At 52.0% G+C, this 14,164-nt stretch carries 11 protein-coding genes and 3 tRNA genes; 7 read left to right on the top strand and 7 right to left on the bottom strand.

Features of this window, described 5'->3' with window-relative positions; all coding sequences use genetic code 11:
- Positions 1-129: 129 nt before the first annotated feature.
- The 4 genes from ACMHXH_RS20550 to gltX form a co-directional block, all read right to left on the bottom strand.
- Positions 130-205, bottom strand: a tRNA-Glu gene (locus ACMHXH_RS20550).
- A 60-nt stretch (positions 206-265) separates the two neighbouring features.
- A tRNA-Glu gene (locus tag ACMHXH_RS20545) sits at positions 266-341 on the bottom strand.
- A 51-nt stretch (positions 342-392) separates the two neighbouring features.
- Positions 393-468 (bottom strand) — tRNA-Ala (locus tag ACMHXH_RS20540).
- A gap of 106 nt (positions 469-574) precedes the next feature.
- Positions 575-1,984, bottom strand: coding sequence for a glutamate--tRNA ligase (gene gltX, locus ACMHXH_RS20535; RefSeq protein WP_071476245.1), 1,410 nt, complete (start codon positions 1,982-1,984; stop codon positions 575-577).
- 267 nt (positions 1,985-2,251) lie between these two features.
- On the opposite strand from gltX, the gene ACMHXH_RS20530 reads away from it, so the two are divergent.
- From ACMHXH_RS20530 to ACMHXH_RS20505, 6 genes are all read left to right on the top strand, one after another.
- Complete coding sequence (locus ACMHXH_RS20530) at positions 2,252-2,479, top strand: hypothetical protein (RefSeq protein ID WP_025890110.1); 228 nt, start codon at positions 2,252-2,254, stop codon at positions 2,477-2,479.
- 261 nt (positions 2,480-2,740) lie between these two features.
- Complete coding sequence (locus ACMHXH_RS20525; RefSeq protein ID WP_335912111.1) at positions 2,741-3,760, top strand: TRAP transporter substrate-binding protein; 1,020 nt, start codon at positions 2,741-2,743, stop codon at positions 3,758-3,760.
- Between the two features lie 45 nt (positions 3,761-3,805).
- Positions 3,806-4,444, top strand: a complete 639-nt coding sequence (locus ACMHXH_RS20520; protein WP_335912115.1) for a TRAP transporter small permease — start codon at positions 3,806-3,808, stop codon at positions 4,442-4,444.
- Between the two features lie 8 nt (positions 4,445-4,452).
- Positions 4,453-5,850, top strand: a complete 1,398-nt coding sequence (locus tag ACMHXH_RS20515) for a TRAP transporter large permease (RefSeq protein WP_039033791.1) — start codon at positions 4,453-4,455, stop codon at positions 5,848-5,850.
- Between the two features lie 88 nt (positions 5,851-5,938).
- Positions 5,939-7,735, top strand: coding sequence for a sensor histidine kinase (locus ACMHXH_RS20510; RefSeq protein WP_335912117.1), 1,797 nt, complete (start codon positions 5,939-5,941; stop codon positions 7,733-7,735).
- Positions 7,732-9,099 carry a sigma-54-dependent transcriptional regulator gene (locus ACMHXH_RS20505; RefSeq protein ID WP_071476248.1) on the top strand — a complete coding sequence of 456 codons (1,368 nt, stop codon included), beginning with the start codon at positions 7,732-7,734 and terminating at the stop codon, positions 9,097-9,099. The genes ACMHXH_RS20510 and ACMHXH_RS20505 overlap by 4 nt, the downstream gene beginning before the upstream one ends.
- Here the strand turns inward: ACMHXH_RS20505 and ACMHXH_RS20500 are convergent.
- Positions 9,078-10,340 (bottom strand): MFS transporter, encoded by a 1,263-nt coding sequence (locus ACMHXH_RS20500; RefSeq protein WP_071239202.1) that lies wholly within the window; start codon positions 10,338-10,340, stop codon positions 9,078-9,080. The two genes, ACMHXH_RS20505 and ACMHXH_RS20500, sit on opposite strands and share 22 nt — an antisense overlap.
- Before the next feature lie 145 nt (positions 10,341-10,485).
- Between ACMHXH_RS20500 and ACMHXH_RS20495 the strand changes: the two genes are divergently transcribed.
- A complete protein-coding gene (locus ACMHXH_RS20495; RefSeq protein ID WP_039033787.1) occupies positions 10,486-11,367 on the top strand; it encodes a LysR family transcriptional regulator in 882 nt (293 codons plus the stop codon).
- 53 nt (positions 11,368-11,420) lie between these two features.
- Here ACMHXH_RS20495 and ACMHXH_RS20490 read toward each other — a convergent pair whose 3' ends face one another.
- A complete protein-coding gene (locus ACMHXH_RS20490) occupies positions 11,421-11,882 on the bottom strand; it encodes a hypothetical protein (RefSeq protein ID WP_162207322.1) in 462 nt (153 codons plus the stop codon).
- 10 nt (positions 11,883-11,892) lie between these two features.
- Positions 11,893-14,010, bottom strand: a complete 2,118-nt coding sequence (locus ACMHXH_RS20485; protein WP_233962766.1) for a S8 family serine peptidase — start codon at positions 14,008-14,010, stop codon at positions 11,893-11,895.
- Positions 14,011-14,164: the final 154 nt, after the last annotated feature.

Here is a 14,164-nt window from a genome sequence, read left to right as displayed (position 1 = left end):
CCTAGGGGATTCGAACCCCTGTTACCGCCGTGAAAGGGCGGTGTCCTAGGCCTCTAGACGAAGGGGACCCCGGACTCACTGTTTAGACTCTGTGATAAGAGTGCAGGTTTTACTAAACGCTGCAAAATGTGGCATCCCCTAGGGGATTCGAACCCCTGTTACCGCCGTGAAAGGGCGGTGTCCTAGGCCTCTAGACGAAGGGGACCCCGGACTCACGCTTTAGACTCTGTGATAAGAGTACAGGTTTTACTAAACACTGCAAAATTGGCATCCCCTAGGGGATTCGAACCCCTGTTACCGCCGTGAAAGGGCGGTGTCCTAGGCCTCTAGACGAAGGGGACCCCGGACTTAAGCATTTAAACTCTGCTTAAAAAGAGCTGATTGAGAGTAGTTGGTGGAGCTAGACGGGATCGAACCGTCGACCTCTTGCATGCCATGCAAGCGCTCTCCCAGCTGAGCTATAGCCCCAAGCTATCTCTCATTACATTTGAGTGTACTGCCAGCAACTTGCTGCCCTGTGTCTCAACTGCGAGGCGCATTCTATGCAGCACACCCAAATGTGTCAACGCCTTTTTTAGGAATTTATTCTGGCTGCTACAAATTCAACCGCTTTGGAGATTCTTTGCTCGCAACGAGCTTTCCCAATGAGAAATAAGGTTAAATCCACAGCAGGAGATTGGCCGGCACCAGTTACGGCAACCCGTAAAGGCATACCGACTTTACCCATTCCCACCTCAAGCTCGGCCGCTGTTGACTCAATGGCATTGTGAATCGCTTCCACGGTCCACTCAGGCAAAGCCGCCAACTTCTGCTGCACCAGTTGCAAGGGCTCCAATGCGACCCCGCGCAAGTGCTTCTTGGCCTGCGCTTCATCAAACGCCTCGAAGTCTTCATAGAAGTAGCGGCTGGAAGCAGCCATCTCTTTAAGTGTCTTGCTGCGCTCTGCCAATGCAGTAACGATTTCAGCCAGGGCCGGGCCATTACTGGTATCTATCTGCTGATCACGCATATGCCATTCAAGGAAACCGGCCACATATTCTGGATCCAGCGACTTCATATAGTGCTGGTTCAACCAAATCAGCTTCTCGGTATTGAATGCCGAAGCCGCCTTATTGATATCGTCCAATTTGAAGAACTGCTTCATCTCCTCCAGTGAGAAGATCTCCTGATCGCCATGGGACCAGCCCAAACGCACCAGATAGTTCAGCAATGCTTCCGGCAAATAACCGTCATCACGATACTGCATTACGCTCACGGCGCCGTGACGCTTGGAAAGCTTGGCACCATCGTCACCCAGGATCATGGATACGTGGGCATACTCAGGAACAGGTGCACCCAGGGCCTTAAGAATGTTGATCTGTCTTGGAGTGTTGTTGATATGGTCTTCACCGCGAACCACGCAAGTGATACCCATATCCCAGTCATCAACCACCACACAGAAGTTATAGGTAGGTGTACCGTCGCTGCGGGCAATGATCAGATCATCCAGTTCTTCGTTGGCAATTTCAATCCGGCCACGAACATGATCATCAAAAACCACGCTGCCTTCCTGGGGATTTTTGAAACGTACTACATATGGTTCATCTGTATCACGGGGAGCGGCATCACGGCAGCAGCCATCATACTTCTGACGTTCACCCTTGGAGGCCTGCTCTTCACGCAGAGCTTCAATGCGCTCACGAGAGCAATAACACTTGTAAGCCGTGCCCTCTTTCAGCATCTGAGCAATGATCTCGTTGTAACGATCGAAGCGCTTGGTCTGATAGTAAGGACCTTCGTCCCAATTCAGGCCCAACCATTCCATCCCTTCCAGAATGGCATCAACCGCCTCCTGAGTAGAACGCTCAAGATCCGTATCTTCGATACGCAGCACAAACTCGCCATTATTGGCACGGGCGTGCAACCAGGAGTATAGAGCCGTACGGGCACCGCCCACATGAAGAAAGCCGGTAGGGCTGGGAGCAAAACGCGTCTTGGTGGTCATAATTGAACACTAACCTTAAGAATAAACGCCTGCCAGGCAGGCAAATGAAAAGTGCGCATATTCTAGCAGCCTAACCCTACAAGGGAAAAGGGCTCTGGCCGACAGTCACAAGATAGATATTGCGGTCCTGACTTGCTCAGCTGTGACATGACATGGACAAGGCAGGCTCAGATCATCATCCTAGGCTGTAATACCATTGCTTCTTTCACACTGACTAAATTTTCAACTACGCTTCAGGGAAGCATCTTTTTTTGTGGAGCAGAGGCTATGACAGGAATCAGTCAATCGGCTTCCCTCGCCAGCATTGCGGCCTATTTGAAGCACACCAACGACTATGACGAACAAACCGCACAAAAAGAAGCCAGAGAAGTGATGCATAACCTGGTGACCATGCGTCAGAAAGGCTTTATTACCGGCTGGTACTTTGACGAACAGGGTCACCTGGAACTGCTGCCCAGTGACGCCGTCCTCAAGCGCATAGATCCCCCCAAGTAAATCAAAATCACAATAGGCGGTTTTCCACCCACAACCGACGACAGAGTGAGCAAGATCTCACTCAAACAGCAAAAAGACGTGACAAACATCAAATAAACTACACTTTAGCAACCAATGGGTTACAAAAAAGTAATCAAATTGGCGCGCTACTTGCCTTACCCAATACAGACCTTAGGGAAAATCGGCTGTATTCCCGCTGGAAATACGCACTTTGGGGTACGTATTTTTCAATAACTCAAGAGCATATAAAAAGGACACATCATGAGTGCATTCAATCCATCCACACTCTTTACCCGGCCGCTGAGAACCCTTGCCAAAGTGACGGCTTTAGCCGGCGCCTTGGCGAGCTTCTCGGTTCTGGCAGAACCGGTAGAGATAAAATTTTCCCACGTTGTGGCAGAAAACACCCCCAAGGGCCAGATGGCACTGAAATTCAAGGCCTTGGTCGAAGAACGCCTGCCAGGTGAATATCAGGTCAGTGTGTTCCCCAACTCACAACTCTTCGGAGACAACAATGAACTGGCCGCGCTGCTGCTCAACGATGTGCAGTTGGTTGCGCCATCACTTTCCAAGTTCGAGCGTTACACCAAAAAACTGCAGCTGTTCGATCTGCCGTTTCTGTTCAAAGACATGGCCGCTGTCGACAAGTTCCAGCAGAGTGAAGCCGGGCAAAAACTGCTGAACTCCATGAAGCGAAAAGGCGTTGTTGGTCTCGGCTATCTGCACAATGGTATGAAGCAGTTCTCTGCCAATGAGCCGTTGCTGTTGCCAAAAGACGCCAGCGGCAAAAAATTCCGGGTTATGGCCTCTGACGTACTGGCAGCCCAGTTTGCCGCCGTCGATGCAACTGCAGTGAAAAAGCCCTTCTCCGAGGTGTTCACCTTGCTGCAAACCCGCGCTATAGATGGTCAGGAAAACACCTGGTCCAATATCTACTCCAAAAAATTCTTCGAGGTGCAGAGCCATATCACCGAAAGTAACCATGGTGTGCTCGACTACATGGTGGTGACCTCCAACACCTTCTGGAAGAGCTTGCCCGGCGATAAGCGGAAAATCATCAAAGAAGCGCTCGATGAAGCCATTGCCTATGGCAACAAAATTGCAGGTGACAAGAATGACCAGGACCGCCAGTTGATCATCGACTCCAAACGTTCTTTGGTAGTTGAGCTCACCCCTGAGCAACGCCAGGCCTGGGTTGATGCAATGAAACCGGTCTGGGCCAAATTTGAAGACCAAATCGGCAAAGACGTGATAGATGCCGCCGTGGCCGCCAACCAGTAAGTCAGTATGGGGGCTCCGGCCCCCGCAATTTCTGCGGAGAGCAATATGATTTCACGCGCCTTGGGCTACTTTGAGGAAGGCTTTCTCAACTTATTGATCACCCTGATGACGGTACTTGTCTTTGTCGAAGTCGTTGCCCGCTTCTTTTTCAATACAGGATTTCTCTGGATGCAGGAGCTGACATTGACCCTCTGTGGTTGGTTTGTCCTCTTTGGCATGTCATACGGCGTTAAAGTCGGTGCCCATATAGGTGTCGATGCCTTCGTCAAAAAGCTCCCCAGGACAGGCCGCAAATACGCCGCCATGCTGGCTGCGGTCATCTGTTTGATCTATTGCGGCCTGTTCCTTAAAGGCAGTTGGGATTATCTCAGCCAGATGTATCAGATTGGAATACCCATGGAAGATATCGACTTCCCCCATGCCCTGGTTGCCAAACTGGAACCCGATTTTGCCTGGGAAACCCTGCGCATAGATGTTGAAGATCCTGCTGTGCCGCTGTGGATCTCCCAAAGCATTCTGATAATCGGTTTTGCCATGTTGACCTGGCGTTTCATTGAACTGTTTTTTGCCATTCTGACCAACCGCTCACAAGGATTCAGCTTCCACGATGAAGCCAAGGAAAGCATGCACCTGGCAGATGAAAACGAAGCCGGCGAAGACAAAAACAACTCCAAGCATGAGTAGGTAACGCCATGACAATAGCTACCCTCTTTATCGTCTTATTTGTTTGTATGCTGCTCGGCATGCCCATTGCCATTGCACTGGGTTTCTCCAGCATGCTGACTATTTTACTGTTTTCCAACGATTCGCTGGCCTCTGTGGCCCTGAAACTCTATGAGTCCACTTCAGAGCACTACACTTTGCTGGCGATCCCTTTCTTTATTCTGTCCTCGGCCTTTCTCTCCACCGGCGGCGTCGCCAGACGGATCATCGACTTCGCCATGGACAGTGTCGGCCATATCCGCGGCGGTTTGGCCATGGCCTCGGTCATGGCCTGTATGTTGTTTGCCGCCGTCTCCGGCTCTTCTCCGGCCACAGTGGCAGCTATCGGCTCCATAGTTATCGTCGGCATGATCCGCGCCGGATATCCACAAAAATTTGCCGCCGGGGTTATTACCACCTCAGGTACCCTGGGAATACTGATCCCACCATCGATTGTGATGCTGGTGTATTCGGCAGCCACTGAAGTGTCCGCAGCGCGGATGTTTATGGCCGGGCTGATCCCTGGGTTACTGGCGGGGATGCTGATCATGCTGGCCATCTATATAGTGGCCCGAATCAAGGGATTACCTTCCCTGCCCTTCCCCGGCATTCGCAAGCTCTCTATCTCAACGGCCAAGGCCATGGGTGGCCTGATGCTGATTGTCATAGTGCTGGGTTCCATTTACGGCGGGGTCGCCAGCCCCACAGAAGCCTCGGCGGTCGCTTGCGTCTATGCCTATTTCATTGCCGTCTTCGGCTATCGAGATATCGGGCCGCTGAAAAATGTCGCCTGGCGCAATCCTGGTGAGCCGGTAATCAAAGCCATAGGTCGCAATCTGGGGTACAGCCTGCTGGGATTACTCAAAACACCGGCCGACAAAGAGATACGCGCCGTCGTCAGGGATGGCGCCAAAGTCAGTATCATGCTGCTGTTTATCATAGGCAACGCCATGCTGTTCGCCCATGTGTTGACCACTGAACGGATCCCTCACATGATTGCCGAAAACATAGTCGGCATGGGCCTGCCTGCCTGGGGCTTTCTCATCATAGTCAACCTGTTGTTGCTGGCCGCAGGTAACTTTATGGAGCCATCAGCCATTTTGCTTATCATGGCGCCCATCCTCTTCCCCATCGCCACCCAGTTGGGGATCGACCCCATTCACCTTGGGATCATCATGGTAGTCAATATGGAGATAGGAATGCTGACGCCGCCGGTGGGGCTTAATCTGTTTGTGACCTCGGGGATCACAGGCAAGAGCATAGGTTGGGTAATCCACGCTTGCTTGCCTTGGCTGCTGCTGTTATTGGGGTTCCTTATTCTGATCACCTATGTTCCTCAAGTGTCTCTGTTCCTGCCTGAGTATCTGGATTCACTGCGGGGCTTTTAATCCTTGAAATCAACAGGGCTATCGGCGAGTCTAAGACTCGCCGATTTCTTACGCCGGAATTACACCGCAATAACGCCGGGACAATAAGATGCCGCTCAACAACAAGACCCGAAAGCGCCTGCTTATCACCACCATGCTGGTGACGGGTCTGTTTATTACCCTCAAACTGACCTACTGGTACCATCTGGATAAGGGATTCACCCAATACCAATCCCTGGCAGACAAACAGCTCAGCGAAGTCATAAGCTTTATTGAAGGCGCACTCATTCGCTATGAGAGTATTCCCCATGTGCTGTCCACCAACCCCATGCTGGCCCGGGTAATCAAGAGTAGCGCAGACAAGCGCGAAATCAGCAAAATCAACAAGTACTTTGAAGAGATACAGCATGTCACCGAAGCCTCTGATATCTATCTGCTCAATAGCCAAGGGGATGCTATTGCCGCCAGTAACTGGCAACAAGCCTATTCGTTTATCGGTCAGAATTATGCCTTTCGCCCCTACTACACAGAAGCCATCGCCGGCAGACTGGGCAGCTATTACGCCGTCGGTACCTCGTCCAACACCAGAGGGTTTTATTTCTCTTACCCGATTTACGATCAGGGTAAGGTGCTCGGTGTCATAGTGGTCAAGGTCGATATTGCCGATATTGAAGAGCAGATGACGGGGCTGGCCAAGGCGGGCCAGTATGAACTGGCCATCAGCGGTGAGGATGAAATCATCTTTCTCGCCAGTATTGCCAATTGGCGCCTGAGGTCACTGCAACCCCTGGCTGCGGAAAGGTTACAGCAGATAACCCTTAGCCGCCGTTATGCCGACCGTAAGCTGCAGGAACTCAGGATAGATCCGCCCTACCGGCAGGAAACTCTCCCCCACAGGGCACTGTATCGGATAGAAAACGATCAGGGCCGGGCCCAATATCTGGATACCCGCAATGAAATGATCAAGGTAGGCTGGTATGTGCATGTGCTGACACCTGTTGCCCCTTTGTATCGTTCACTGCCCCCTGTGATGCTGCTGTCCGCCAGTATCTTTCTGTTGCTGGCATTGGGTCTGCTGTTCAGTCTCGAGCGGCGCCGTAACCTAAGACGCATGCGCCAAGCCCAGAGCCAGCTGGAACATAGGGTCAAAGAACGTACCCGGGAGCTGGAAGATGCCAACACCCAACTGAAACAAACCCAGGATGAACTGATCCAGGCCGCCAAGCTGACTGTCATCGGCAGTCTGTCTGCCAGCATCAACCATGAAATCAATCAACCATTGGCGGCGCTGCGCAGTTATGCCCAAAACACTCAAACCTTTCTTGGTCGGGGCATGCATGACAAGGCGCAGGAAAACCTGGTCACCATCATCAGCCTGACCGACCGCTTGGCGGAAATAGTTGCCCAGTTCAAGAGCTTCACCCGTAAGAGCCAGGGCCAGGACAAGCCCACCAGTATCAATGAAACCGTGCAGGAGGCGCTGACCATAGTGCATCCGGAAATCGACAAACAGGGGATCCGGCTCGAACTGCAGCTCCCGGGTAAGCCCTGGTGCTTCTACGGCGATAAAATACGCCTGCAACAGGTACTGGTGAACCTTATCAGCAATGCCATAGTCGCCATGCAACGAGTCGATGAGCGTTTGTTGACCATCAGCATCAGCGTAGAAGATATGCTGTGTATCCGAATTCAAGATTCCGGCCCCGGCGTCAACGAAAGCCAGATGGAGAAAATTTTCGAACCCTATTTTACCACCAGCCAACGACAGGGATTGGGTCTGGGACTCTCCATCTCCCGCCGAATTGTCGAGTCCATGCAGGGCTCCATCAGCGTCGCCAACGCCGCAGAAGGCGGCGCTATATTTCAGATCCTGTTGCCTCTGTACCACGGCGAGGAAACCCAATGAGCGAACAAGAATACACTGTCCTGATCCTGGACGACGAACCCCATATAGGCACAGTGCTGAGCCAATTATTTGAACTCGAAGGCATCAGTGCCAAAGCATCGACCCAACCGAAAGAGATCTTGCGCCACCTCAGCCGTGACTGGATGGGAATAGTCATTACCGATGTCAATATGCCCGGCATGGATGGCATCAGTGTTATGCAGCAAATCAAACAGCTGGATGCCGATCTGCCGGTAATACTGATCACCGGCTTTGGCGATATCGCCATGGCGGTCAGCGCCGTTAAACAGGGCGCCTACGACTTTCTGGAAAAACCCTTCAACAATGAACATATATTGGACGTCGTCAAGCGGGCACTGGACAAGCGCAGCCTGACGCTGGAGAACCGCAAGCTCAAGCAGGAGCTGGAATCCCAGAGCCTGCCAGGCCCCAGGATCCTCGGCAACAGTCCGGGGATCCGTCAGATGCGCCATCTCATCCACCAGGTGCTGGATACTCCGGCCGATATCCTGATCGAGGGTGAAACCGGCACTGGCAAAGAGTTGGTTGCCCGTTACCTGCACGATCACAGCCCCAGGCACGGCGCCAACTTTGTCGCCATCAACTGTGGCGCTATCCCGGAAAACATCATAGAGAGTGAGCTGTTTGGTGCAGAAGCAGGAGCCTTTACCGGCGCCGACAAGACCCGGATAGGCAAATTTGAGTACGCCAACGGCGGTACCCTGTTCCTTGATGAAATTGAGAGCACACCTATGGCATTGCAGGTCAAGTTGCTGCGTGTGCTGGAAGACAGAAGAGTCGAGCGTCTGGGCTCCAATAAATCCATAGCGCTGGATATCAGGGTGATTGCCGCAACCAAGGTCGACCTCAAAGAACTGTGCCGCCAGGGCAGCTTTCGCGAAGATCTCTTCTATCGTCTCAATCTGGTGACTGTAGCCATTCCGCCGCTGAGGGAGCGACGGGAAGATATTCCCTTGCTGTTTCTGCACTTTGCCCGTATAGCTTCAGCCCGTTACCACAAAGCGCTGATTGCCCTTGGCGGTGAACAGCAGGCCCGTCTCAGTACCCATGAATGGCCCGGCAATGTGCGCGAATTGAGAAATCTGGCGGAACGTTATGTTCTGCTTGGTGCCGAGGCTGCCTTTGCCGGCGCCATAGGCAGCAGTGACAGCCTGCAAAGCGGCATGTCACTGACTCAAAGGGTGGAGTTTTTCGAAAGACTGCTGATTGAAGAAGCCCTGGCGCACAACAAGGGCTCCATCAAGCTGACCATGGAACAGTTGGAGCTACCGCGCAAAACCCTCTACGACAAGATGCGCAAATATGCTCTTGAGCGTAAAGACTACCTCAACGATGCCCCCTGAGGCGTATCCATCTCCTGGCTGAGCGGCTGTTTTTGCCGCCAGCCAAGGCGCCAGACCGCCAGCGAAGTCAAAAACAGCAAAACCATGGATCCCATCACCACACCCTGCCACTCTCCCCGCTGCCAGAACAGCATCAAAAAAGGGCCTCCCATTGCGGCGCCAAGGTAATAGCAGCACAGATACAATGAAGTGGCCTTGGCCCTGTGGCTGCTGGCGCGCATGGCCACAAAGGAGTTACAGCAACTGTGGGTAATAAAGAAACCGCAGGAGGTGAGCAAAAAGCCCACGCAGATCCACACCTGGGTATCCAACACAGTCAGCAGGCTGCCGCACAACATCAGCAGCAAGGAAATTCTGAACAGAGGCAACTGCCCGTAACGGGCAATCCACCTGGCGGTATAATACGATGCCAGTGTACCGCTCGAATAGCAGAGGAAGATCAGCGTCGCCTCAAACCGGCTCCAATCATAAGGCGGTGCCATCAAGTGCAACTGAATAAAGCTGTACTGGTTGACCATCATCATAAATGCCAGCCCACCAATAAGGTAAGCCAGTCGCATTTGACTATCCTTGAGGTGATGTACAAAGCCCCGTAAGTCTTCACTGCCACCGCGCCAGAAACGCCACTGTTTCGGCAACCGTTCTCGCTTGGCAGCGCTGACGGCATTGGGCAGCAAATAACTGACCAATGCCACCCCAAACAGACTCACCGCCAGCAGCAGCCACATGGCATCCTGCCACAATAGATGTTGCGACATCAGCCCGCCAAACAGCCGACCGATAATGCCACCGAAACTGTTGGCGGTAATGTAAACCGCTGCGGCTTTGAGCATGGTCTCAGGTCTGAGTTGCTCCTTGAAATAAGCCATGGCGATAGCCGGCACAGCCGCCAGCAATATCCCCTGAAGCAACCTAACCGCCACCAGCGCATTGAAGTCTTTAACAAATACCAACAAGATATTGGACAGCGCCAAAGCCCAAAGGCTGATAATAATCGGCTTGTGACGGCCAATCCTGTCCGAGACTATGGCATAGCCAAGCAAGGAAAATGCCAGCGTAAAGCTGGTTACAGACAGCACCAGAGTCGACTTGGCCGCCGTTACCTGAAAATGCTCGGCAATCAAGGGCAGCATCCCTTGCATCAAATACAGATTGATATAAACCACCACTGATGCCACGCACAGTGCCCAAATCAAACGGGTATCACGCGCATGCCGGCCAACGGCTTTGACCTTAGTCACTCCGACCTCTTAAATTAGCAAAGGATTCACCAAACAAGATTAGCACCGGGCGGCGCATAACAATAATAGATAAATAATATCGATTTTATCAATTTTTGTTATGATTAATAACTTCCTCAGGATTATCGCAAGAATAAGGCGTGACGTGGACATCAGACAACTAAAACACCTGGATCACCTGGTTAAGTACGGCAGTTTTACCCGGGCGGCAGAGAAGCTGAATTTGGCCCAACCCGCCCTCAGTCAAAGTATCAAGCGGCTGGAGCAATCGCTCGGCGTCACTCTGGTCAATCGCAGCGGCAGTCGCCAGGAAAGCGGCATTCGCCTCACTGCCGAAGGGCTGGCGCTGCATCAACACGCGGTATTGATCCTCAAGCAACTGAATCAGGCAGAAGCCCATATCCGAGCCATGGCCGAGCTGGCAAAGGGCGAAGTGCGAATTGCCGTGCCCGGTATGTTGGGCTCATTCTACCTGCCGTCACGGGTGATGGCCTTTCGCCATCAGTATCCGGATTTGAAACTGTCGCTGTTTGAGGGAGGCACCCGCGATGCCCTGAGGATGCTGGAGCAGGAAGAGGTGGATATAGCGATTATCACGGCCCAGGACCTCAAGCCCGAGTTCGAGTCCTGTTTGTTAATTAGAGAACAGATGGTGGTAGCGTCTAGCCCTGAACACCCCTTGGCCACAAACGAGGCCGTAACGCTGGAGCAGTTTTTCGCCCATGAGTTGGTGATGTTCAAACCCGGTTATTTTCATCGTGAATGGATGCTGAGCCGAGCCAGAGAGCTGCAACTCGAACCTAAGATCGCCTTTGAAACCAATCTGATAAACCTAATAAAACAGATTGTAAGTCAAGGATTTGCCGTCACCAGCGTGTTGGAAATGGTGGTCAATGAAAGAGATGACATCATCGCCCTGCCCTTCGCACCGCCAGTGTATCTCGACTTGCATATTGCCTGGAAGAAACAGCGCCCGGTAAGCCAGGCCGACCGGGCCTTTGTGGAGTTTTTGCTGGCCAATAAGTAACAGGCCCGGTGGGACCCGGGCCTGTTTGTGTTTTAGTGGATCATCTCAGCGGCTCACATAGGCTCTTGTTTAAGTACCGCCCTATCCAGCTTGACTCTCATCACTTGCGGATCCCGCTTCAGCTTTTCGAGCACAGCCAGGAGATCGCTGCCTTCTCTAGCGGCCAACACCATCAGTTGAGTGTCATTTTGCCAATCCAACCTCAGGCCTGAATCGGCAGCAAAGGTCGCGGCATCAACACCTGGCTTAAGTTTGACCACCAACTTTCCGGTCACGGTCGCAAAAGGCTCGCCGGCCTCTGTCACCAGTTGCTCTCCCTGACTCAACCTGCTGGCTTTCTGCACACCTTTGTCTGTCTTGATATAAAAGGTATCCTTAAGCCCAAGGAAGTCAGCTCTACTGCCCTGTTGCCGATACTGCTCGCCGTTATCTTCAAAAGGATTTTTATCATGCGCCATCGCAGGAGTCGCCAAAAGTGTCACTCCCATGACTATCATTACTGTTGAAATCTTCATCTGTTACTCCTTAAGATGCTGCCTTGGCCTTGTGGCCATGAAAACGAATGGACCAGCCCTTCAACATACCGTTACTCTCATTGGGAATACTGATATAGCCCTTATCATATTTGATAAACCGATATTCACCGCTGTTCACATCTATCAGCTTAATGGTCCACACGCCTTTGGTGTTTTCACCATAGAAAGCATTTGAGAGCATAGGTGTCTTATCATAGCCTTTGACCAGATCATTCGGATTATTGGGATCCATCACGCCCTGATACACCATGCCGTTGAAAGGCGTCATCAACACACTTCGGGTACCTGCCGGAGACACCAGCTCAACCGCCAGATCAGGAAGACGCAGGTGATCGGCGCTGAGCTCAATCTGCACCGCTTCCACCACCATATCCTCGGCAACCTCAAGAGAGTCTGACACCCCGGCAATATTGGCGTCCGGAATCGCCTTATCAAGCTCCATTTCACTGGCAATCCAGTCTGTCAACAGATACTCACCCAAGTCTGCCTTGTAGTCCTTGGCCATAGCGACAGCTGCACTAACATCTACCCGACCAAAGCCATACTCATTGTGGAAATGAAATCCTGCGGCATTGTCCTGCCAGCCTGAGATAGCCTCATAAACAGGCGCGTCGTCGCCCTCACCGATAGCAACCGTCTTGGCGGGTATATCGGCATCCACCTTGGTGGCAGTTGCAGCCAGGATATGGCGAATATCACGCCAGGAAAGAGAGGGATTGGCACTCATAATCATGGCGACCGCACCACTGGTATTGGGCGCCGCAGACGATGTTCCGTTCATACTAGACGTGTAATCACATTCCAAATTGAGTGGATGCTGACCACCATCAAACGGTGTTGCCGGGCGCGTCTGAATAACTGACCAGCCCTTGTCACAGCTGGCTCTGTCCGCGGTCACAATGGCGGGATCATCATCACCATATTCCCCACCCGGCGCAGTAACGAACACATTGGAGCCTACAGAAGAATAGCTTGAGCGCTTACCGGCTGCATTGATTGCCGAAACCACTAAATTAAATACGTTGGCGTTGTCGGTAGACATATTGGAATTATGGAAGGGCAAACCTTGGTTGGGCACTTTACCTTCCTTTGGCGCGCTGAAATAATCTCCGGGGATCCAGTAAGTATTGAATGCTCTATAATATGCATAGCCATTACCGGCAGACTTGACGAAGATGCTGCCCTTGCCGTCAAAACTGTCTTTGGTAATAGCACCATAGACCTCATATTCATCTTCATCGAATCCATGGGGGAAAGGCACTGAATAACCATAGCTCTGGTTAAACACCCTGGCATTGTCACTGTAAGCACTGGCGCCATGGGACTTGGCGAAATTTTCAAAGGTTTGTACGCTCTTGACCTTACCGCTGGGATCCCAATCCAGGAAGTTAAAGCCGATAAGACTGGCTTCAGGCGCAACACCGCGCCCCCCTATGCTATTCCAACCGGCAGCGGCTATGATCCCACCCACCGCAGTACCATGCGCAGCACTATCGGCAAATGGCGTCGGGTCAATAGTGCCAGTGATCAGATTATAGGATCCGCCCGCAATCACATTGGCACTGAGATCCGGGTGACTGATCTCCAGACCATCATCCACCACAGCAACAATAACGCCTTTACCGGTAACACCTGAGGCAATGGCATCACTGACATTCATGTCTTCACCGGCCACACCGCGATTCTTGGCGAAGGCATTTTGGCCTGTGTTTTTCAAATGCCATTGATGTTGATACAGAGGGTCGCCACCGTCAATACGCAATGTCAGCGTTGAGATAGACTCGCTCTTGCCGTCACTGACTTTGAAGCGCACGACTTCTGTGCCTTCCAGCGCATCTGTCTGGTAGCTGAAGTTGCCCTTGGCCGCATCATTGATGGTCAAAGTCCCTAACTTGACTTCGCCGGGATCCACTAACGAAAAGGTTATCCCTCCTTCGGCATCTCTTCCTTCCAGTTGTCCATTGAGGCGTACCGACTGACGAACGTCATAGGTTACATCCCGGCTTTCCGGAGGTGTATTAACCGGCTCAGGCGCTTTCTTGCTGTCACTGCCACAACCCGCCAATAGGGCTGCAGCTATGCTCAGTGAAATAATCGACTTATGCATGCTTCTTTTCCTTTTGATAATAAAACGTCATATCGCTGAAAACTGGTTTTCGGAAACAGCTAGTTAATAGGTATGACGTACTTCTTATTGTTATAACCTGAGAGAAACCAGGCGTTAACATGAGTAACACACAATAGAGTCGTTTCAATAGCAA

Source organism: Shewanella sp. BJSY2023SW001, assembly GCF_047314685.1.
Lineage (GTDB): Bacteria > Pseudomonadota > Gammaproteobacteria > Enterobacterales > Shewanellaceae > Shewanella > Shewanella indica.
The sequence above is the reverse complement of the archived record's forward strand: the minus strand, read 5'-3'. Positions and strand labels throughout refer to the sequence as shown.

What these genes read in the sequence shown, in the direction of transcription:
- gltX (WP_071476245.1), bottom strand. Translation starts at nt 1,984, where the DNA reads ATGACCACCAAGACGCGTTTTGCTCCCAGCCCTACCGGCTTTCTTCAT.
- ACMHXH_RS20530 (WP_025890110.1), top strand. Translation starts at nt 2,252, where the DNA reads ATGACAGGAATCAGTCAATCGGCTTCCCTCGCCAGCATTGCGGCCTAT.
- ACMHXH_RS20525 (WP_335912111.1), top strand. Translation starts at nt 2,741, where the DNA reads ATGAGTGCATTCAATCCATCCACACTCTTTACCCGGCCGCTGAGAACC.
- ACMHXH_RS20520 (WP_335912115.1), top strand. Translation starts at nt 3,806, where the DNA reads ATGATTTCACGCGCCTTGGGCTACTTTGAGGAAGGCTTTCTCAACTTA.
- ACMHXH_RS20515 (WP_039033791.1), top strand. Translation starts at nt 4,453, where the DNA reads ATGACAATAGCTACCCTCTTTATCGTCTTATTTGTTTGTATGCTGCTC.
- ACMHXH_RS20510 (WP_335912117.1), top strand. Translation starts at nt 5,939, where the DNA reads ATGCCGCTCAACAACAAGACCCGAAAGCGCCTGCTTATCACCACCATG.
- ACMHXH_RS20505 (WP_071476248.1), top strand. Translation starts at nt 7,732, where the DNA reads ATGAGCGAACAAGAATACACTGTCCTGATCCTGGACGACGAACCCCAT.
- ACMHXH_RS20490 (WP_162207322.1), bottom strand. Translation starts at nt 11,882, where the DNA reads ATGAAGATTTCAACAGTAATGATAGTCATGGGAGTGACACTTTTGGCG.
- ACMHXH_RS20485 (WP_233962766.1), bottom strand. Translation starts at nt 14,010, where the DNA reads ATGCATAAGTCGATTATTTCACTGAGCATAGCTGCAGCCCTATTGGCG.